General features: G+C 40.7%; 27 protein-coding genes. 11 read left to right on the top strand and 16 right to left on the bottom strand.

Features of this window, described 5'->3' with window-relative positions; genetic code table 11:
- Positions 1-281 precede the first annotated feature (281 nt).
- The 4 genes from MK805_RS14690 to MK805_RS14675 form a co-directional block, all read right to left on the bottom strand.
- The gene (locus tag MK805_RS14690; RefSeq protein ID WP_240876644.1) at positions 282-863 is read right to left on the bottom strand and encodes a hypothetical protein; all 582 of its coding nucleotides are present in this window, start codon (positions 861-863) and stop codon (positions 282-284) included.
- A 167-nt stretch (positions 864-1,030) separates the two neighbouring features.
- The gene (locus tag MK805_RS14685) at positions 1,031-2,545 is read right to left on the bottom strand and encodes a carboxypeptidase M32 (protein ID WP_240876643.1); all 1,515 of its coding nucleotides are present in this window, start codon (positions 2,543-2,545) and stop codon (positions 1,031-1,033) included.
- 150 nt (positions 2,546-2,695) lie between these two features.
- The gene (gene speD, locus MK805_RS14680) at positions 2,696-3,109 is read right to left on the bottom strand and encodes an adenosylmethionine decarboxylase (RefSeq protein ID WP_240876642.1); all 414 of its coding nucleotides are present in this window, start codon (positions 3,107-3,109) and stop codon (positions 2,696-2,698) included.
- A 206-nt stretch (positions 3,110-3,315) separates the two neighbouring features.
- A complete protein-coding gene (locus tag MK805_RS14675; protein WP_275092337.1) occupies positions 3,316-4,089 on the bottom strand; it encodes an enoyl-ACP reductase FabI in 774 nt (257 codons plus the stop codon).
- A 137-nt stretch (positions 4,090-4,226) separates the two neighbouring features.
- On the opposite strand from MK805_RS14675, the gene MK805_RS14670 reads away from it, so the two are divergent.
- A complete protein-coding gene (locus tag MK805_RS14670; RefSeq protein WP_240876641.1) occupies positions 4,227-4,409 on the top strand; it encodes a hypothetical protein in 183 nt (60 codons plus the stop codon).
- Here the strand turns inward: MK805_RS14670 and MK805_RS14665 are convergent, their stop codons facing one another.
- Entirely contained in the window at positions 4,410-4,796 is a 387-nt protein-coding gene (locus MK805_RS14665) for a hypothetical protein (RefSeq protein WP_240876640.1), read from the bottom strand. It lies immediately after the preceding gene.
- A 62-nt stretch (positions 4,797-4,858) separates the two neighbouring features.
- Between MK805_RS14665 and MK805_RS14660 the strand changes: the two genes are divergently transcribed.
- Together MK805_RS14660 and MK805_RS14655 are read left to right on the top strand one after the other, a co-directional pair.
- Positions 4,859-5,164: a DUF1811 family protein gene (locus tag MK805_RS14660; protein ID WP_240876639.1), complete on the top strand. Its 306-nt coding sequence runs from the start codon at positions 4,859-4,861 to the stop codon at positions 5,162-5,164.
- Between the two features lie 85 nt (positions 5,165-5,249).
- Complete coding sequence (locus MK805_RS14655) at positions 5,250-5,420, top strand: hypothetical protein (RefSeq protein WP_240876638.1); 171 nt, start codon at positions 5,250-5,252, stop codon at positions 5,418-5,420.
- 118 nt (positions 5,421-5,538) lie between these two features.
- On the opposite strand, the gene MK805_RS14650 is transcribed toward MK805_RS14655, so the two are convergent.
- On the bottom strand, positions 5,539-5,736 hold the full coding sequence (locus tag MK805_RS14650) for a YwbE family protein (protein WP_240876637.1): 198 nt from the start codon (positions 5,734-5,736) through the stop codon (positions 5,539-5,541).
- A 369-nt stretch (positions 5,737-6,105) separates the two neighbouring features.
- Between MK805_RS14650 and MK805_RS14645 the strand changes: the two genes are divergently transcribed.
- Together MK805_RS14645 and MK805_RS14640 are read left to right on the top strand one after the other, a co-directional pair.
- Positions 6,106-6,570 carry a hypothetical protein gene (locus MK805_RS14645; RefSeq protein WP_240876636.1) on the top strand — a complete coding sequence of 155 codons (465 nt, stop codon included), beginning with the start codon at positions 6,106-6,108 and terminating at the stop codon, positions 6,568-6,570.
- Positions 6,571-6,796: 226 nt separating this feature from the next.
- The gene (locus MK805_RS14640; protein ID WP_240876635.1) at positions 6,797-7,018 is read left to right on the top strand and encodes a hypothetical protein; all 222 of its coding nucleotides are present in this window, start codon (positions 6,797-6,799) and stop codon (positions 7,016-7,018) included.
- Positions 7,019-7,263: 245 nt separating this feature from the next.
- Here the strand turns inward: MK805_RS14640 and MK805_RS14635 are convergent, their stop codons facing one another.
- Complete coding sequence (locus tag MK805_RS14635) at positions 7,264-8,646, bottom strand: tetratricopeptide repeat protein (RefSeq protein WP_240876634.1); 1,383 nt, start codon at positions 8,644-8,646, stop codon at positions 7,264-7,266.
- 275 nt (positions 8,647-8,921) lie between these two features.
- Between MK805_RS14635 and MK805_RS14630 the strand changes: the two genes are divergently transcribed.
- Complete coding sequence (locus tag MK805_RS14630) at positions 8,922-9,170, top strand: hypothetical protein (RefSeq protein ID WP_240876633.1); 249 nt, start codon at positions 8,922-8,924, stop codon at positions 9,168-9,170.
- A gap of 17 nt (positions 9,171-9,187) precedes the next feature.
- Entirely contained in the window at positions 9,188-9,502 is a 315-nt protein-coding gene (locus tag MK805_RS14625) for a hypothetical protein (RefSeq protein WP_240876632.1), read from the top strand.
- A 53-nt stretch (positions 9,503-9,555) separates the two neighbouring features.
- Here MK805_RS14625 and MK805_RS14620 read toward each other — a convergent pair whose 3' ends face one another.
- Positions 9,556-9,939 carry a MerR family transcriptional regulator gene (locus tag MK805_RS14620; protein WP_240876631.1) on the bottom strand — a complete coding sequence of 128 codons (384 nt, stop codon included), beginning with the start codon at positions 9,937-9,939 and terminating at the stop codon, positions 9,556-9,558.
- Between the two features lie 162 nt (positions 9,940-10,101).
- Here MK805_RS14620 and MK805_RS14615 point away from each other — a divergent pair, with 162 nt between their 5' ends.
- Positions 10,102-10,719, top strand: a complete 618-nt coding sequence (locus tag MK805_RS14615; protein WP_240876630.1) for a flavin reductase family protein — start codon at positions 10,102-10,104, stop codon at positions 10,717-10,719.
- A 563-nt stretch (positions 10,720-11,282) separates the two neighbouring features.
- Here MK805_RS14615 and MK805_RS14610 read toward each other — a convergent pair.
- From MK805_RS14610 to MK805_RS14600, 4 genes are all read right to left on the bottom strand, one after another.
- Positions 11,283-11,492 carry a hypothetical protein gene (locus MK805_RS14610; protein ID WP_240876629.1) on the bottom strand — a complete coding sequence of 70 codons (210 nt, stop codon included), beginning with the start codon at positions 11,490-11,492 and terminating at the stop codon, positions 11,283-11,285.
- A 217-nt stretch (positions 11,493-11,709) separates the two neighbouring features.
- Positions 11,710-11,841: a hypothetical protein gene (locus tag MK805_RS17885; RefSeq protein ID WP_255724669.1), complete on the bottom strand. Its 132-nt coding sequence runs from the start codon at positions 11,839-11,841 to the stop codon at positions 11,710-11,712.
- 132 nt (positions 11,842-11,973) lie between these two features.
- Positions 11,974-12,252: an Rpn family recombination-promoting nuclease/putative transposase gene (locus MK805_RS14605; protein WP_240876628.1), complete on the bottom strand. Its 279-nt coding sequence runs from the start codon at positions 12,250-12,252 to the stop codon at positions 11,974-11,976.
- A gap of 330 nt (positions 12,253-12,582) precedes the next feature.
- Entirely contained in the window at positions 12,583-13,545 is a 963-nt protein-coding gene (locus MK805_RS14600) for a 4-hydroxy-3-methylbut-2-enyl diphosphate reductase (protein ID WP_240876627.1), read from the bottom strand.
- A gap of 143 nt (positions 13,546-13,688) precedes the next feature.
- On the opposite strand from MK805_RS14600, the gene MK805_RS14595 reads away from it, so the two are divergent.
- A complete protein-coding gene (locus tag MK805_RS14595; RefSeq protein WP_240876626.1) occupies positions 13,689-14,078 on the top strand; it encodes a hypothetical protein in 390 nt (129 codons plus the stop codon).
- A gap of 487 nt (positions 14,079-14,565) precedes the next feature.
- Positions 14,566-15,378 (top strand): sporulation protein, encoded by an 813-nt coding sequence (locus MK805_RS14590; RefSeq protein WP_240876625.1) that lies wholly within the window; start codon positions 14,566-14,568, stop codon positions 15,376-15,378.
- Positions 15,379-15,417: 39 nt separating this feature from the next.
- On the opposite strand, the gene MK805_RS14585 is transcribed toward MK805_RS14590, so the two are convergent.
- From MK805_RS14585 to MK805_RS14575, 3 genes are read right to left on the bottom strand one after another with little or no spacing between them, the layout of a single operon-like run.
- Positions 15,418-16,179 (bottom strand): DUF4397 domain-containing protein, encoded by a 762-nt coding sequence (locus MK805_RS14585; protein ID WP_240876624.1) that lies wholly within the window; start codon positions 16,177-16,179, stop codon positions 15,418-15,420.
- Entirely contained in the window at positions 16,166-16,786 is a 621-nt protein-coding gene (locus MK805_RS14580; RefSeq protein WP_240876623.1) for a DUF4397 domain-containing protein, read from the bottom strand. The genes MK805_RS14585 and MK805_RS14580 overlap by 14 nt, the downstream gene beginning before the upstream one ends.
- Before the next feature lie 7 nt (positions 16,787-16,793).
- Entirely contained in the window at positions 16,794-17,414 is a 621-nt protein-coding gene (locus tag MK805_RS14575; RefSeq protein ID WP_240876622.1) for a DUF4397 domain-containing protein, read from the bottom strand.
- Positions 17,415-17,705: 291 nt separating this feature from the next.
- On the opposite strand from MK805_RS14575, the gene MK805_RS14570 reads away from it, so the two are divergent.
- On the top strand, positions 17,706-18,206 hold the full coding sequence (locus tag MK805_RS14570; protein ID WP_240876621.1) for a GNAT family N-acetyltransferase: 501 nt from the start codon (positions 17,706-17,708) through the stop codon (positions 18,204-18,206).
- A 143-nt stretch (positions 18,207-18,349) separates the two neighbouring features.
- Here the strand turns inward: MK805_RS14570 and MK805_RS14565 are convergent, their stop codons facing one another.
- Complete coding sequence (locus tag MK805_RS14565; RefSeq protein ID WP_240876620.1) at positions 18,350-20,401, bottom strand: hypothetical protein; 2,052 nt, start codon at positions 20,399-20,401, stop codon at positions 18,350-18,352.
- Positions 20,402-20,429: the final 28 nt, after the last annotated feature.

The following is a 20,429-nucleotide window of genomic DNA, read 5'->3' as shown; positions in this document are numbered from 1 at the left end:
TTCCACTCCTTTCAAATATTCACTTACTACCTTCATTTTGAACGTTGCCTCATATGTTTTCTTCATGAAAAATGCACCCCTTTGAAGTTAGATTTGTTGGTCTAACTTTTGGGGTGCACATCAAAGTGGGGTTTCAAGTTAAATAAAAACCCAAAGTATACACAAAACTGTTCGTTCAAAACCAATTTATATTAAATGTACAAGAATTTTTGTAGGGTCCCTCTGCACGCTGTACAGAGGGACGCCCACATCCGCAGTCGGCGAAGCTGGGTCAACAGGTCTCACATGGAGATCTGGACTCCCTGCTCCGTTTCCGAGGTAAGGTACAGGAAGGGATCACGCATGATCAACTTTTCCCCATTCCACCAACCCTCGTTCGGATTGTAGACCAGTTGTCCCTCAGCCGTGTTGAGGGTGGCGCCGTGACTGCCATTCCTGAATTGGTCGATCTGGGTGCTCATGCGATTCTCGTCACCGATGAACAGGAAGAGTCCGAGGCCCCTGCTCACGTACAGGAACTGACCGTCCGACGGACGTTCGAACATGTGTACCGGCATCCGAATGAGAGGTACGAACGTGATCTCAGACGGGCGATACACCACCTTGTTGAAGGTCTCGCCGACATACTTGTCATACGTGACCTCGTTCCCGTTGCGTCGAAGTGTCGTGTTCGGACCCCTCAGAGTCTTCACACTGATGGTGTTGCCGAAGGTATGGAACCTGCCGATTTCGAAGAACTTCACTCCATCAGAGCTGACAAGTAGTTCCCTCGCCCTCTTTGGTTGGGGCTTAATGAAAACGATCTTTTTTTCGCTGGCGGAGCGGTACATGACGGCCTCACTGGGAAGCTGAATCTGCTCCATGGTTGTTCCCTTCTGCGGATGTGGGCACACTTAAGAAAAAAGTGTGTTGGATAACTTAAGTATGAATGAAAGCTCGGTACTTTTCAATATTATTTGATAACTCAACAGGTTCATCCATATAAATAACCCCCACTTCTGTATATAAAAAGTGGAGGTTCCAGCTTTTCTTATGATGTTTGCAAAGAAGGATAGATGGTCTGATACTTTTCCGTTAAATATTTCACATATGGATCGATGCTGAGGGACTGCCCTGTAGCTCGATGAATGATCTCGGTCGTAGTGAACTTTTTACCATGCTGATAAATATTGGTTTTCAACCAATCGTGCAAAGTGGAAAATTGGCCTTGTCCCATTTCGGTTAGGATAGAAGGATGAGCTGCTTTAGCAGCATCAAACAATTGGCAGCTGAGTATGTTTCCAATGGTATACCCTTGAAACTGCCCGCCGATAAAGTCAGCAAACCAATGCACATCTTGCAGTACACCATCTTTGACTTCTGTTACCTCTACTCCTAAATCCTCTTTGTAACGCTGTCTCCAAGCTTCAGGAAGATCGGCAATATCCAGCTTTCCTGTCAGCAAATCCAATTCTAGATCAAAACGAATAATAACATGCAAATTGTAGGTGATCTCATCTGCTTCCGTGCGGATTTGTGAAGGGGAGACATGATGCATTGCCCGATAAAACGTCTCCATTGGTACAGAGCCTAGTTGAGAAGGAAATACAGATTGCAATTTGGGATAGAAAAACTCCCAAAATCCACGGCTTTTGCCCACTAAGTTTTCCCATAAGCGCGATTGGCTCTCATGAAGGCCGGAAGATACGCCTTTCATCAGAGGAGTATCGAATAATTCTGGTGCAATTCCTAATTCATATAAGGCATGACCTGTCTCGTGAATACTGCTAAAGAGTCCGTCGGTCACTTCCCATTCCCTGATCCGTGTGGTGATGCGAATATCATCTCCTGCTAAACGAATCATAAAAGGATGCGGAGAGAAATCTTGTCTCGTACGACTTCGATCAACTTGAAGATGATCAAGCACCATATCGATAAATTGTAACTGTTTTTGCTTCGGATAATGTTGGATCAAACATTTGCGGTCTACAGGCTCCGATTCCCGGATTTGTTCAATCATCGGAACCAGTTTTTTCCGCAATTCTTGAAAGAGAGGCTGTAAAATAAAAACATACATGCCTTCATCACTGCGATCAATTAAAGGATCAGCAACATGCTGGGCATCCGGAAAAAATGACGAATACTCCTTGCTGTATTCCAATGATTCACGCAATAAAGGAGCGACAAGGGAAAAATCGTTTTTCTCTCTGGCCTCCACCCAAGTCTGATAAACACGTGCAGTATGACCAAAAAACTTCTCCATAAAGGCGGAGGGAATATTGACTGCTTTTTCATAATCTTTTGCCACTTCTCCAACGAGTCTTGCCTCTGTTGAATCCGGGTCAAGCGTTGCTGCCCAAGGTACAAGCTGATTCAGCATTCTCCCCATTTTTGGATCTACCAACTTTTCATGTGCCAGTTTGCTGATAAAACCGATTTGATGACCGCGATAATCGGCATTTGCTGTTGGCATATTTGTGGATTGATCCCATACGAGCATATGAATAAATGAATCCAAAGTCATGTATTCCTTTAGGTAACTTTTAAAGGATGAATAAAGTTCCAAAATAAAGACTCCTTTCCACTCCATAGGTTAGATTTACGACGATCAGTCGTTTTTCCTGCTTTGCTCTAAACTTCCTTACTATCATCGCAAAAAAAAGCGGCTTTTTCTACTACATAAGTAGAAAAATAACCGCATTGAAAAGGACTCAAACTATATTGATATAATTTTTTTTGTGCGCTCTATCACGGGCTGATCCAAATCGACAATCGGCCCATCGCCGCGTTTCAAAACTTTGGCGAAGGCTTGTGAAGGTTGCAAATACTCAACCATATAGTCAATGGCGATCTGTGGGTCAACGGTATGACCACAGGTATAACAGTCCAGTGCAGCAAATCCTTTTTCGGGATAAGTATGAATCGAGAGATGGCTCTCTGATAACATAACTAGAACTGTAACACCTTGAGGGTCAAATTTTTGGGCCTGTACCGATAGAACAGATGCTCCACAGGACTCAGCTGCCTGTATCATATACTTCTTTAACTCTTCTGCATTGTTTAAAAGGTCAAACGGCACACCCCAGGCATCCATAGCCACATGCCTTCCGAAAGTAGAATATTCTTCCATCTTCCGGCCCCCCTTCCTAGCAAAAAATTGGTGTGAGCCAAATTCCGCTAGGATCGTATTGGATCACTTATGGGGGAAGGTTAGTCCAATGAGGTCCCAACCCTTCGAGTGAATCACTGATCCTAATAGCTCAAGTTGGTTTGGTTGCAACATCCTGTACCTTATCATATTATCTGAAGAAATTCAATTGGTTTCATAAAATTAATCTACATCCCAATAATATTATACCCACCGTCTACATGTAAAATTTCTCCAGTGATACCTCTTCCTAAATAACTACACAAAAAAAGCGCTGCATCTCCCACTTCTTCCGCATCTATCCCTCTGCGGAGTGGAGCACGTTCTTCCACTACGGAGAGCAGATAATCGAAATCTCTCACGCCTTCCGTAACAGAAGTCCGAATGGGACCTGCGGAAATCGCATTAATCCGAATATTTGCCGGACCCAATTCATTAGCTAAATAACGAACACTGGATTCCAATGCTGCTTTCGCAGCTCCCATTACATGGTAATGAGGAAGTACTTTTTCGGATCCCATATGAGTGAGGGTAACGATAGTTCCACCCTCATACATATATTGTTTCACTTCCCTTGCCACTGCAACGAGGGAATAAGTACCAATGTCTTGACTCATTGTAAATTGATCACGTGAAGTCTGTAAATACGAATAGGGCAAATCTTCAGTTTTTGTATAAGATATACTATGTATGACACCATCGATTCTTCCCCAATGATCGTGAATGTGAGCAAATGAATCTCTGATCTTTTCGTCTGTTGTAACATCGCAGACAGTATGATAAGAATTAGGAATTTCCGTATTTACAAGTGAACTCACGAATTGCTGGATTTGTTTATTCTCATATGTAAAAGCGAGCTGGGCACCGGCAAGGTGTAGCGACTTTGCGATTGCCCATGCAATGCTTTGTCGATTTGCTACACCCATCACGACTATTTTCTTTCCATCCAATAAGCCTTTCAACGAAGCACCTCTTTCTCCCAATAAACCTAAAATGAAAGCCGATACATGACAGCCTACAAAAAAATGATAGCGATGTCAATTTTAAAGCTGTTTTTGGAGATACTAAAAAGGAATGAATTTTTAAGGAGGCTGGCTGTATGATTTCGCTTAATGAACATGAAATAGAAATTGTGATCCTTGCCTTGACCAAAGTATTGGAAACGGAACAATCCTATGTACGAGTGGATGAATATAAAAAAGTATTGGATCGCCTGCGGGCAAATCACCACCATGAAGATGTCCAGCATATCCATTTGCTTCATGATATTGATGAATATTAATTACCAACCAGCGCTTGGATGACGAACCAAATTTATATTTTCAATCAGCAAAACGGAATTCGATGAGCTCACTTCTTGCAAACCTTGGTTCATGATCATCATCGAAAACGTTCCTTTTGCGTGCTCTTCTTTCAATAATAAGCCAGCATGGTCAGAAATAAAGGCGATCGCTTTTTCCGTGCCGTCTTTTAACTGATAGCAAAATAAATAAGCATCCTGCCCTCGATCATACATCCACACATAAGCACGTATTTGCTCTGAATCTGTTTCTAAGTCTTCCCATGCTGGGATAGATAATAAAAGAATAGGGCACTTTTCCCCTTCTACCCAACCTCCATCTTCAGGAATCGCTGCTTCTTGTATTTTGGGAACATATCGTTCTGACATTCTATCACCTTGCCTTAACTATTTATTGTATGATCATTATTATACAGAAGGAGGCAAACGAAGTGAAACGATACAGCCAAATGATACCAGAAGAACTTATCAAAACCATAAAAGAATTGGAAAAACAGTTTGTAGAAGCTGAGAGTAATAAATTAGAAAGCAATGCTGCAATCCTCAGGCAAAAAATAAATCTCGCCAAATCTTACCTCATCGACCCGAAAACAATTCAAATCGGTTCGAAATATCAAATAGATGGAGAGTCAGGTATTTTTCAAGTGGAATATCTCAACGGAATATATGCTTGGGGTACACTTGAAGGAAAATCAGAAAAAGAAGCATTTCCACTCTCTTTGTTAAAGCAAGAATAAAATGCAAAAACTTTTATTCTCATCCCTCTCCAATATGGTTAATTTTTCCTCTTTTCGATCATAATACAACTAGGAGGTGCACGGTATGTATTATGTGATTCGAGATTCGGAGAAATTACCCCCCTCAATCATCCATGAGGATAACTATTTTGCTTGGTACAATCCGATGAAAAAAGATCATCGTATCGAATTCAGAGGCACGATGAACCAATGTTATACGTTTATGAAACGTGATCAAAAGCAATTAACTCTATAGTAAATATTCGGAAATTTCTAGCGGCCATCGGTCGCTTTTGTTTTAGTGTGACAAGGGGACGGTTCTCTTGTCCCATTAAATAAATAACGCCTTTAGTGGCGTCATTTTTATTTCAACCTTATTCTTCAATAATCTCTATCACTCTACCAACTTGTCCATCTTCTAACCGTACTTTGATTCCATGTGGATGGGTTGGAGATTTAGTTAAGAGGTCTTTTATTATTCCTCTCGTCCGGTTCCCTGTACGTTGATCTTTTTTTAAGATGATATCTACGAGCAGTCCTGGGTGTAAGTTGCTTCTTGTTTTTCCGTCCATTTTAGATGCCTCCAATTGTGTTTCTTCTTATTTTAAGGCTTTTCTTTGAAATTTCCTATTTCTTTTAATAAACAGTGCATCTCTAAACTAAGGAAAATGTGACAAAAAGAACTATACTTTATCACATTTTCTCTCTAAACACAAAGTAATCAAACACTAGAAAACCATTTCCCTATTCGAAAATGTACCAGTTCCTTTGAACTCAATTAAACTACGAACTTGCTGCTTAATTTATGCTTCCCTATCATTTCTAACCAAAAATGTGACAAGAGAACTGTTCCATGTCTCATAAAATACTGAAAATTGTTACTTGTCCCATTAAATAGTCAAGCCTATAATATCAGTAAGGACCTCGACCGAGGAGGAAATATGACCAGCACTGCTCTCTTCGAGAACACCGACACCACACTGTGGGCGCTGAGCCAGGTGGCTCAGGAGGAAATCGAGCTGGCGTACAATGAGTACGAGCTGGAAAAGGAAAACGATCCCACGAAGGCTCATGAACTTCTCTTTGCCGGCAGTTGTGCCTTGGCAAAGAAGTTCCTGCTCGTCGCCACGCTGAACGGTGCCAACAAGGAACCCGATTCTGAAACAACGCTTCTGGAGCTGGAGTCGCTGATGTTCAGTTCGCAAGAACTGACCGATTCCGAGCACAACGTCACCTTCGAAAAGCTGCTCGATGCGACAACGTGGGGTGACGTAGCCGAGCTAATCCGCTCGGCCCGCCCTGACGTTCGACGTGCCATCCGAAGGGCGTTCGATGAGCTCCCCGACAAGAAACTCGTTCGAAACCGACTCGTGAAGGTGCTCGGAGAAGACCCTTGCTGGTCGTGAGACAACTCCGCCCTCGGTCCCGCAGAATGGAGCTGTACCAAGCCATTCTGAGGACCAATTTATTGATATACTCCTCTTACTTCCTACATTATCTTTATTTACTTCTCTTTTATGTCTTCCTGTGAAAACTATCTGCTATTTTTACCCTTACTGTACCTCCTTTCTTTCCCTTTCCTGATACTGGTATAATGAATATATTTCCTAATAATAAGAAAAGGTGAGAGTTTTGTACAAAAAATTGATCGCTTTCTGTTTAGCTTTCGTTCTGTTCCTCGTTCCTCTCCAGTTTACCCAAGCAAAAAATGTAAAGCCTGTGATAAAAAAGACGAAAAATCAATCCACTGTTACTCGTTCTGTCTCAGCAAAGGTTACGGCAGTTATAAGTGATGAGAAAGGTGAAGGAAAAGGTAAGGGCAAAGGGAAAGGAAAGAAAGGTGACAATGAATAGCTTCTGAAAAGAAAAAGCCATTGATCCATATGAAAAGCAGTATTCAAATGGCTTTTTTTCACTTATATTATTACCGATTGTTCTATTCTAGCTTTACTAAACCAATCTTCTAGATCACTAGATTCATAGTAAAGTTACTTTAAAATCTTCCCAAAGGTAAAATCAGAACTCTATTTTCTGTTCAATGATAATCAAAGCAGTTATTCTATTATAATTAATATCTGTTCTCCTCAGGAATACCAGGGTCACAATTCAATTTCACTAGAATCTCTCCCTTGTTTAATAATTAAATACAATGCTAGAGAATGGTTTTTTAATTCCTCTGGGTCTGTTTTCTCATAACATTCACATAAACTTGTTAATATCTCTCGCTCCAAGTGTAAGAAATCGTGTTCTTTAGCCAAAGTTCTTGCTTTATTTAACGTATCTATAGCTTCCTCGAACAGTAATTGCTCCACATACCATCTTCCTAAAGCAAAAAGAGACTTGGTATGTAACAGTTTATCATTGTATTTTTCGCTTATCTCTATTGATTTGTCAAGAATTCCTTTTGCTTCCTCAAATCTATGCTGTTGAACCAGTAAAGAGCCAAAAAGTCGATAACTGTAAGGTTTAAGATGTTCTTTCACCATTCCATCTACTTCTAAAGCTTTATAAAAGTATTCCTCTGCATCCTCTAGTTTTCCTAGAGCTAAATAAATCATACCAACACTAGACCATAAAGCAAAAAGCTTATTATAGTCCCCATGGGCAGAGGCAATCTCAATTCCTTTAAATGCATTTCGAAGTGCTTCCTCAGTAAGTCTTAATTTGTGTAATATTGACGAGTAGATTAAATACATTTGAATCACCACTGAGTTTCTCACTACAAAAGGGTCAGACGCATTTTGAATCGTATTATCTAAATCTTTAAGTGCAGAAAGAGCTTTCTCGTTTTGATTTAGATCTTCCAAATAGATCGCCTTGTTTAACAAGAGGTTATACTTTAAAAATCTTCTCTCCCCATCCTCTATAAAACAACCTAATCCTTGTTTTGAATAATACAAAGCACTCTCAAAATCATTCTGATTATGTGCAAGGACACTCAAATAGTTATAACTCATTGATTTTATATTTGTATGCAGTAAAGAATGTTCTTCGGATAATTGATCAACAGCAAGTAAAAAGTACTCCTCTGCTTTAGATAATCTTTTCTTTAAGAGATTATTTTTAGCTCCTTTGAAATTTATACTTTTACTCTTCTCACGATAAATTCTCCCTTTCAAGTAATAATAGAATGGAGCTAGGTTCGTATCCATCTCAATTTCCACTTCCTTATTCAACCCTTCTAACTTTTGCTCCCATTTATCTGGGTCACTTACCAGCAGATCATCGATATTTTTTAGTCTCTTTAAACAGTCCCTCTCTTTCTTCACTTCTTCTGGTATCACACCACAGAGTTCCTCTGCTAGACCAAATTGTTGTGCATATAAGATAAATTTTTCTTCTGCTACGCCGTCAAACCCACGTTCCAGATTACTTATCGTGGTTGTACCCACTTTGAGGATATCTGCTATTTCCTTTTGCAAAATACCTCTTTTGTTCCGTTCTGCTTTTAGTTTCAATCCGATTCTCTTTTTGTCCATCATCCAAACACCCCATTTCAGAATTGGTAAATTTTGATTACCGTAATTATGACACTTTTTCAATTATTTTCAACTAGGTACACGATCAGCTACAGAATTAAAGTGAAGGAATCCAGTCAGTGCAAATATCCAATCTATTCGTTATAATTTCAAAAAAGAGGGAATTTTTCCTGCCCCTAAAACAAATCTATTGGCATAAAATCTATCAGCATGAAGGACACATTTTTATAACATAAAAATTATAGAAAGGAGTTTGTAATGAAAACTACCTGCCTGAAATGGATTTAGAATGGGTGATCGAAAACAAAACAGTTCCACTTGAAGTCACCGAAACTTTACAGCAAATAGCAGATTATTACCGCTATACGGCTGATCAAATGCATCAGCAAAAGTTGCAAATCGTAACTGAGCTTTATCAGCGAAACAAAGGGTACATCGTAAAATTTTTATTCCCAAATGGATTGGACGACAACGACAGATGGATTCATGCCCTTATCCGAACGGAAGTCAGAAGATTACAAAAATAATAATGAGGTGATGGACTATGGCTTTGCGATTGATCGTAGAGGGATGCAGAGATAAAGTGAGACAATTTGTGGATTTTTTGAAAATAAGCCACCAGTGGCGGTTTTACAATCGATCAAGGCTCTCGCTTGGAGCAGATGAACTGCGGATTGATTACTTTTTTGATGAAAATCCCCATATGAAACCGAGTATCACGACAAGGCAAATAAGCAAACTGACACTCACTAGCGAAGATGGAATAAAAATGGAGATTACACTATTAGATGCTGAAGTGGTCGAGATGGGCAATGGTATTACCTATATACATGGTAAAAGCTATGACCCATATTCTTAGCGTGAATACCTTCTTTACTATTGCGACAAGGGAGCCGTCTCCCTTGTCGCATATTACTTAGATAAATGATGATAGATTGCAAGTTTATCTTTGGTAAGAGAAATAGTGTATTCCAGTTCTTGTTTCTTGGTTTCCAACTCTGCCAGATGTTTGATAAGAATATCGATACGTTTGTTTAATGTATCTTCGATATCTTCCCCTTGTTGTACTTTCTCTAGAACACACCCGTCACAAAAATACTCCTTCATCTCATCAAGCGACATTCCTAACTGCTTTAAACGATTCAGAAAGTGGATAAACGAAACTTCTTCTTCCGTGTAGATGCGAGCTCCTCCGTCACTGCGGTTGGATTCTGGTAACACACCGATTTTTTCATAATAACGGAGCGTATAAGGGGTCAGTCCTGTTCTTTTTGAGACTTGGCTTATGGTGAGCATGGTGACACTCCTTTACTTATCCCATTTTATACAATCATACATGATAATGTTGATTTTGGCTCCAACCTGTTACGCCTTCATCCCTATCCAAAATTTCTTCTTGACTTCTAGTCGACTCTAACTTGTACGCTTAAAAACAAAAAAACAGATAGGATGAAAAAAATGGAAATTATTCCTGATAACCTTCACTGGAAAGATAGCTACAAATTGTATACAGGCTCCATTATGCCTAGACCAATCGCTTTGGTTTCTACTATTTCTAAAGAAGGAATCCCCAATCTTGCTCCTTTCAGCAGCTTTAGCGGAGTGAGTCCTCATCCATTTATTATTTCCTTTGCACCTATGTTTCGGCCGGAAGATGGAACGAAAAAGGATACCCTTCAAAACATTGAAGCGACAAGACAGTTTGTTGTTAACACGGTTACAGAGGACATCGTTTTGCAAATGAATGAGACTTCAGCAGAATTTTCGTCGGAGATAGATGAGTTTCAAGTAAGTGGATTAACACCCATTCCTAGCTCTAAAGTTATGCCTTATCGAGTTAAGCAAAGCCCTATCCAAATGGAATGTGAATTAGTCGATATTGTGTCTTTTGGACAAAATGTTGGATCTTCAAGCCTTGTTCTAGGCCGGGTTGTTCAGATGCACGTTGATGATTCGATATATAAAGATGGGAAAATCGATTTTGCCAAGATGAAGCCAGTAGGGCGTCTTGCAGGAGAGTATTATACGAAAATATCAGACTTATTTACATTAAAACATCCAAAGATCCTTGAATAAAGCTGAGTAAGATCCATATTCGTAACATCAACAAACTCCCTTGTTTTAATAGGGAGTTTGTTGATGTCAACCTATGTATATGATAATTGCGGCACCCTGTCCCACGACGGGACAGGGCAGGAACCGGAAAGTGCTGAGTTGGTTAATGATCAGTCCTGGTGAAGACCCCACTCATGGTCTATGATCGGGTCACCGTTGGTGTCCATCTCTTCGGGATCTATCGGGTCCACGTCCATGCGAGGACTCGGTATACCGTCGAGACAGGACTCAGTGTTGATGGAGCTGCTCGTACAGGCTTCTACGGCCCCAGAACGAGGCTTGTAACGTTTCCTGTCCATATAGCCTCCTCCCCCGGTTCCATCATCCTTCCCAAAGGAAAGACACTTATAAGTATAACACAAAATATTCTGAGTATACCCATCGATTTTACATTGGTATAAATTACAACTTATATAGCACAACAAACTCCCTTAAACGTACAGGGAGTTTGTTTGAAACAAAATGGATAAATAGGATTGCGGTGCCCCGTCACACCACGGGGCAGGAACCGAGGAGTCCAGGTGTTACGCTGGATTAATCGAGGTCGTAGTAGTCATACCACGACACATTGGCGTTGTATTCCCAGCGGGAAAGTTCGTCTGTGGTGGCGTGGTCATACTTACAGGAGTTGCAGTAACGCTTCTCCGGCTCAGATTCCACCGTCCACACGCTGACATTTTCTTTGCCGCAGTCGTCACACTTACCGAACATGTAACCTCCTCTCCAGGTTCCATGATTCTTCTCCTGTGAGAAGAATGCTTACTGTGATTATAGCAAATCGAATATTCAGATTGAAGGGTTAGTTATTTCTGTATTTATTTCTTATCAAGGCTGCATCGATTCAGGTAACTTTAGGTAATTTTTCTTTTCGATTTACTACAAATTGAAGTAGTTATTCCATGTTTTCTTCGAATTTCAGGACTTCCTCGTATGTTAGATTGGTTACTTCTGCTATAATGATTCACCTACTCCCAGCAGTAACATTTTTTTGATGATCTTTTCTTCCCCCAATCTCTTCCCTATTTCTAATCCTCTCTCATATCCACATTTCTCCGCATAGTCTAAAGCAGAAATTTCATCCATTAACGCTCTCTCCCTCATTTGATCTAATATATTCGCGCTTCTTCACCTGGACTTAAAAACTTCACTGTTTTTCCCAAAAAGGCTTAATCATATTGATGAATCCAAACTAACCCAACAAAGAAATGGCAGTGATCACTTCATGCTCTCTTTAATTTTAAGAACTTCTTCTTCTGTCAAATTATTTGCTTTTGCTAATACCGAAATAGAAACTCCAAATTTTAGCATGTTTTGAATCGCCTCTATCTTTCCTTTTTCAATCCCCTTCTCTTCTCCACGTTTCTCTGCTGTAGCCAAAGCAGAACGTTCATCCATTAATGCTTTCATTCTCATTTCATATAACATACGCGCTTCTTCATCCTGACTTAAATACTCCAATGCTGCCATTTCTTTTTTTAGTTCAGGCTTATCCATCGACAACTCCGTTGCCAAAACTCTATAAAACTCTGCAAAAGATCTATAGAATCCTGTTTGCTTCCTGCTTCCCCGTGTCCTGTTTTGCCGTAGCTACTCCAGTTTGGTATAACACTCCACAGGCGTAAATTCGGATGCAACGGGGTAGCAACCAATGCTTATAGCGGAGGGACACCCGTTCCCAATCCTCTTCGATATCATGTCACGTCTGGAAGGATTGGAATTTTTTAGAATGATTAATTTCGGGCAATTCTAACACCAGAATGTATGTTTGTAAATATTTTTTTCCATAAAATCATACTCCCTAAACGAAAAAAAGCCCAAATGGGCTTATTTTTGTGGGGTAACACCTTTTTTCTTTTTCACTGGCGGGAGAATCTTTTTCGGGTTTACTGTACGCTTTCGTTCCCAAGTCGATTCATCTTGTGGATCATACTGCTCTAGAAACTGAATGACTTCTCTGGTGATCGGCGTTGGGGTAGAAGCACCGGCGGTCACTCCGATCAAGTTTTTCCCTTCCAGCCACTCTAGTTGAATTTCGCTGACATCTCCTACTCGATAAGCGGGGACTCCAGCGATATCTTGAGATACTTGGGCTAAACGGTTGGAGTTGTTGCTCATCGGGTCTCCCACAACGATAACCAGATCAGTTCCTACTGCTTGCTGTGCTACTGCTTCTTGGCGTTCTTGGGTAGCGAGGCAAATTTCATTGTGAATCTCTACTTTTGGATACTTTTCGAGTACTTTATTCATCAAGTGTTTGGTATCCCATTGACTCATGGTAGTTTGGTTCGTCACAAGTAATTTATCATTTGTCAGTGTTAGATCTTCGATATCTCTCTCATTTTCGACCAAATGCACATGACCCGGTGCTACTCCTTGTGCACCTTCTGGTTCTGGATGACCTTGTTTCCCAACATAGATGATCTCATATCCTTCTGCAACTTTTTCCCGGATGAGATCATGGGTTTTGGTCACATCTGGACAAGTAGCATCCACGACTGTCAGTCCACGTTCGCGTGCGCGCCTGCGAACTTCTGGAGAAACCCCATGGGCAGTAAAAATAACAGTACCTTTATCTATTTTCTCTAAAATCTCTAAGCGATTTGGGCCATCTAACGTAATAATATCTTCGTCTGTAAAAGCATCAACAACATGCTGGTTATGCACAATCATACCTAAAATATAAATAGGACGTGGTAAGTCTAGGTCTTGTGCTGCTTGTCTGGCAAGTACCATGGCATCCACAACCCCATAGCAATAGCCACGTGGAGTTATCTTTTTCACTTCCATCTAAAAACCCTCCCAATCGTCACAACTATTATATCGAATCCAAATGTGGTTGCAAACGTATATCCCGAAAGTTGGGCAAATAGAACTGGTACATTTGCTAGGGGGCATACATACGATATCGTGTCATCAAAACAGAAGGGATTGTGATTAACGTGGAACAAAGACCACCTGTAAAACCTGTATTACCACCACTACCTCCTAAAAAAGCAATACCAGTACCTAGACCAACATATCCACCATACCAACCACAACCATATCCACCTTATCATCCACCAAAACACCATTACAAACATCATCATAAACATCACTGCGCTGTCCCATGTGATCCAAAAATGTTACATCACATGTATCGCCATATGAAAATGTGTCATCGCTACGAAATGCAAATGCTCAGAATGTATATGAAATGGTGCAAAGAACAATGGAGACATCGTCATCATCGTTACTACGATCCTTGTGACCCTCGACGCGAATCCTCTTCTTATCGTCGGGAGTCCTCTTCTACTCACCATCACGGCGGTTGTGGGTGCTAAACCATCATTTGGCGGGAATCCCGCCTTTTTTTATTTGTCCTTTAGCTACGAAAAAAACCTTGCCCTACAGGCAAGGTATCCATTTATGATTTGGATGAATTCTTGATTCGCTCCCGAATATACAAAGTTGCCAATACAAATGAAATACTCATGGAAAAAATAAGTAGAGCAGATGAGTCCAGAAAAGATTCATTCATTTTCCAACAATACCTCCTCACCTTTTAATAATGGATCTTCACTCCATACTATAATATTTTTCGTGTTATGAATGGTGAACTATTGCTAAATCGTCATAAAATGTTGCTACTTAACTTGGATGTATTCCTTGTCTATTATACACGAAATTCACACTTTACACCCATTAATCACCACATTATCACAGAATTTACTTGTGTGTGTTTGGTATCTCCTCTTTTCCTTACACAGGAAAAACGCCGCAGTATATGGTAAACTAAGTACATAGCGCGTGACAAGGATGGGATTTACCATGTTTAAGAAAATGATGGCCATATTAGGAAAGGGAGCAGCAAAGATAGATCTTGTGCTATACCAAGCTGAAGTCCCGCTAGGCGGTCAAGTAAAAGGAGAACTTGTTTTACAGGGTGGCACAGTGGAACAAGTGATCAATAAAATCGAAGTGGAACTCTATTTTGAGCTAACAACAAAAGATAACAAAAAAATCACTCATCTGATTGCTGTCATCCCATACCAAGCATCCTTTGTCATCCAGCCTGGACAACAGAGAGTGGTTCCTTTTGAACTGCCGATACCAGAAGACTTGTTAGTCACCAGCCCAACTGCTTCTTACTATCTTTCCACCCATTTAGATATACAAGGCGGAATAGATGCTACAGACCGTGACGAAATTATTGTTACCCCCTCCTTTGATCTAAGACAGGCCTTGCTAGCTCTGGAACAATTGGGTTTTCAGGAACAAGCTGACTCACGCCTCTTTAACGGTGTGACACAGGAATTTATTTTTACTCCTACTACTTTTTTATTAGACAAGTTAGAACGCATGTCCTTTATTGTTGCTTTAGACCCTGATCAGATAAGACTTTTGGTTGACCTTACCATTTATTCATTCTTCGGAAGCAAACAGAAACAGCATGAAATTATCCTTCCTATGCATCTTCTCGAAGACCTTGGAAAATTAAAATCTTATTTACAGCAAACCTTATCCACTCTTGTTGATGGAAAGGAACAAAAGAAAGACACTCCTGGCCGATCTTCCTTTGTGGGCGCGATGGGCAAGTTTGTCAATGATCTCGTGAACGAATTTGATCGCCGAAAAAAATAAGCTACCACATCGTAGCTTATTTTTTTGTCTCCTTCTCTCTTAACGGTCTAACAACAATAACCAATATAGGTTGTTCGCATTGCCGGCTGCAATTAGTGTGTATGCATGATTTTGGGTTGTATCAAAAGCAATTGCAGCGATATTATTTGGTGTTCCTGTCACTCTTACTTGGATATTCGTCCTACCCGGACTTGCTGCGGCATATGGGGTGTGTTCTTTATAGGGAATATCGGAGAAAGAGATATTTTGCTGTCGTTCTACCAAATCTAGCGGTGGTGCATCAGGGGAGAGATGAATAAAACGAATCTTCGCTTTATTTACAGGAATCGTATCCGTCTCCTCATAACGCAGCAGCTGCACACCATCAGTAGGTTTTTGACTTTTATTAGCAACTGCAAATAAGTATCGTTTTCCACTGTCCACTGTGATCTCCTGCTGCCAAATTGGATTGGTAGTTTGTCTTGTTGGATATAAAGTGACCTTATGTTTCCCTGCTTTAAGGGGAATATGAGGATTAACTGTCAAATATGTAATCGTTGCTGCGAATCTCCCATCGATATGTACATCCACTGGTTGCCTGGCAGCTACTACTGCTGCATGCAGGAACCGAATTCTTGCCCTTCTCGCCTGCACTGGAACAGTTTGTTCATAAGTACTATTTTGTATGAATGATTCCTCATACTTTTTTAAGTGATGATGGTAAGCTTCTGTATATTTTTCATATTTTTCCTTATCCGTTTCCTGGTAGTAGTTTGCCAAAAAGTAGTATTGTGTCACTTTTTCCAACTCATCTCTCCACATTGTTATTCGCCTCCTTATTGGATTTCAAAAGTAAAAGTTGAAATTTCGGCTTCTGATATTTTTTTCCTACTGTAAACAAGGTATATGTTTCTCCAGGTTGAAAATCTAACTCAGGTACACGGTAAATCGTCTCATTACTAGATGTAAAACAAACCTGCAAAGAGGAATTATACGGGGCTAGGGTTAGAAAACGCGCCTCTCCAAATGCAACATTAGAAAACAGCACTTGCCGTTCATTGGCAATACTGATAGGCTCTGTGTCTGGTGATAATTGAATCATTCGAAGCTTTGTTCTGCCTGTAACAGGCGATGCGTCATCCCGAAAAAGGGAAAGACCTGGAGTATGGTGATTTTCCGTAATGGCTAATGTAAAATGATCTGCATCTGGAAATTCAACTTGGGATTGCCATAACACTTGCCCTGGCTGCATAGGCGAAGTGATCTTTATAGGAAGAGATTGGCTCACCACTTCAAAAGGCAATGTTATTTCACCAAAACCGAGGGAATGAACACATTTCATTTCGTTAACATAAATATCTATTGGTGTTGGAAACAATGTACAGGCATGCAGTATTTGACAAGTAGAAACCTCACTTTTCATATTCATGTCTTTTTCATCCTTCTTTTCCTGTATGTTTCGTTTGTATATGGAGATGGCTCTCCCGATCAGGAACAATCAGAACATGCAGATCAAAATCTGGGGAAGTTCCCATGACGTATACAGAATAGGCATGGTTTGGTTCTAAGCGATAAATCGGCGAATGAAATAAGATTTTGCGTGTACCAGATACCCTTAATGAAAAGTTTGTATTCTGCGGAAGGACCGCACGATAAGGACTCACACTCATATAGCTATTATTTGAAAAAAAACAAGAACCACTTATGTTTACCAGATCCATATTAGGTCCCTTTATTAAAAAATGAATAAATCGCAAATAAGGCCCAGAAGAACGATTTTTTGGGAGGAGACTGTCTTCTACAACAAATATTTTTTTTGGCTGCAAACAGACGGTATAGCACTTATTTCCACGTACGGATATCATCCGTCGATGAATAGCCCTGCTCTGATCTCCTACTCGATATACCTCTATCCAATTATCTCCGGCAGGAAGTCTCATATATTGGGTGATCGCTGTAAAAGGTAGTCCTTTGGTGCATAAAGCATCGTTGACATACACATCAAACTCGCCCATATCTGTACTCGCATGAAGTATTCGAACCCCCACTGCTGTCACTTCTCTCCCCCCCCATTCCATACAGCTCTTTACTACTTTTATGCATATGAGGGGCAACCCATGTTAGAAAAATAAAAAAGAGCAGCGTTTTATGCTTACTTCAAAATCTGCAATTATTCGCAAAGATAAAGATAATACTACATAAAGATGGGATGGTATAATAGAAATGGTCAAATAGACAGAAAAACTCTCGAGTATGGAGAATACATGCGCCTCCCGACAATGGAAGAACTGAGGAAATTCACCCTTTCGGGTGAGAATGGGCTACAAATCACCCCCTACTCGCCTGAATTGTCTCAGAGATTTATCTCCCTTTATAGTGAGAAAATCTCTGGCTGGTACCACCATGCTGACATTTATCCGACACTCGAAAGTCATTTCAAACTCGCTCTCGAGGAAATGGAAAATGGAACGCGACTTCCTGTCTTCTTCCTCAAGAATGGCGTCTTGATCGGATTCTGTTCGATCAGTACCATCTCCGTGTATCATGAGCGTGGAATACTGAGTGGACTGGTCCTTCATCCTGAATACAGAGGAAAAAAATATTCAAAACAACTAGTTGGGCTGCTCCTCGGATGGATATTTGAGGATGTAGGCTTTCATAGCCTACAGGTAAAAGTCGTAACCACGAATCTCCCATCGCTCAAGCTAATGAAGAGTCTTGGGTTCGAAGGAGGTACCGATGTTCAGGCAGAGTCAGTACGCTGTCAGTATTGGGACAATTGTCCTGAGGGAGGCTGGCATGACTTGACCAACTTCAGCCTCTTGGCCAAGAAATTTTTGGACCAATAGAAACAAACGGGGGTCTCCGGGTCGGATGATATCATCTGACCCGGATCTGGTTTTGTTAAAGTGCTTAATAACACCTGTTTCTGTGGAACATATAGCAGAATTTATGAACACAAAAAGCAACCTTTGCAGGTTGCTTTTGTTATCTACTCTTCCGGCGTATATTTTACAAGATTTACCCCCATATTCACCTTCGGACCAGCTTTCATATACAAGTCTCGACCGATTCTCACTAAACGATATAGATTGGTTGTATAAGGAATTCGCCATCTTTTCCATGTTTTTGGATCGATTTTAAATAAGCTTCCATCTACTGTGACATAGAGGTATCCATTTGGATGAAATACCATCGAAGTGCCTGTAGAACTTGCCCCTCGAACAAGAGGTGTCTGTCGTAGTGCTCGCCTCTTTACAGGGTCAAACTGAAACAAGATCCCGTCTGATATTCCCCATAACATCCCATCGGGGCCTACTGTCAAGCCACTGATTCTTAGTGGTATGCCTTTGACTAATGGAGAGTACTCAGCGACTTTTGTATTCGTCTTAGGATCAAATTCAAATAATACTGCTTCTGATTCCTTTGGGGTTGTCGCATCTCCGCCTTCAATGCTCGTCCCTACCCATATTCGGTTGTTTTTTGCTGCAAGGGTGGTGATCGTTTGATTGGGAACTATATTACGGAACACACTTGGTTTGCCTTTTTTTACGAGATCATAAACGGTTAACGCACCACCCCAAGTCCCATATTCTGATCGAGTTCCGACGTATAACTTGTGATGGTAGACCACAAGAGACAACGGTCTGATTTGTTCCTGTTCTTTTAAATGAAAAAGCATTACTGGATTTTCTTTTACCCGCCAAGCTTGATTAGGATCATATTTTAATATTTTTCCTTCTGGATACGTTCCAACATATAACTTATCACGATCCCAAACCCAACCTTCTACTTGACCTAGACCTGGAAACTGACTGTGTTTGCCTGTCTCTGTATCATAAATCCCAAGTGACCCATTGATATAAGCACTGGAATACAATTTTCTATCTGGTCCTGCAATAACATGATACAGATCTAGTGGCTGTGGCGGAAAAGGGAGCATGTACTCCTCATGGTTTCCAGTGATCGGATTATAACGAAAAACTCTGCCGTCATAGTTACCAATCACCCCAACTAATGATTTCCCCGGATAACCCGGTTCATTAAATTCTTCCCAGCCCCAACTGATCACGTTATTGGCAAGAGATGCACCGGGCACAGGCGCATATGTTTTAGTAGTCGTATCCAACCGGTAAAGTTGATACTTATAGGAGAAATAAACAGATTTCCCATCTGGCGCAAGTGGAGACACCCCACGTGAACCAATCGGGAAAAACTCTTGCTGCTGCTTGGTCAATCCATTTGTCACCATATCGGGTTTACCCGTTACTGGATCCAACAATACTTCACGAAAAGACGGTTCTAGTTTGACAAATAATCTGCCTGCGACAAAATCGAGATCATAAGCAAAAGAATCTGTCTGATACTCTACTGGTAAGATTGGTCTTTTTTCTCCTGTTTTTAAATCGAACCGAACCACATTCGCCCGAATTGCACCCACTCCTGCATAGAGCACATCATTTTCGGCGTCTAAAGCCAGATCTCTAGCATAGACGTCTGGGAATACCGATCCTAGGTCAAATGATTTTCCCGCTACATTATATGCAAAAACTTTTGCCGCACCATAAGAACCGCCATATACAACGCCATCTTTGCCTGGATCAAGCCCGTAGAGGACATTGCTGCCAGTTGGAGAAGCACCCATATCTGTCAAAACATCTGTAATTGGATCATAGCGATAGACATGACCATTGCTATATGATCCCAGCCATACTTTCCCGTCTGTGGAGATGGTGACAGTCCATACTCCTTTTGCTCCAGGAATAGGTATGACCTTTTGAACTTTCCTTGTTTTCAAATCTGCGATGACCAATTTGCTTGGATTACCAACAATCGGTGCATATACGACAGGTCTGCCTTTTGAATCTTTTCCAAAAGCAGACTCATAGATTGTCAAATCATAAACTTGCGGACCGAGGTCTTCCATTTCATCCGCATAAGCTGTTCCATGTAACCATATTCCAAAACCAAGACCAACGGCGAAGAGAATCGAAGAACAAAGACTGCTATTTTTCCATTTAGATAAATGATAAATGTTTTTCATGATACATTTAGTCTTATCTGCTTGATCT

The organism is Shimazuella soli (assembly GCF_022511585.1).
GTDB lineage: Bacteria > Bacillota > Bacilli > Thermoactinomycetales > Thermoactinomycetaceae > Shimazuella > Shimazuella soli.
The sequence above is the reverse complement of the archived record's forward strand: the minus strand, read 5'-3'. Positions and strand labels throughout refer to the sequence as shown.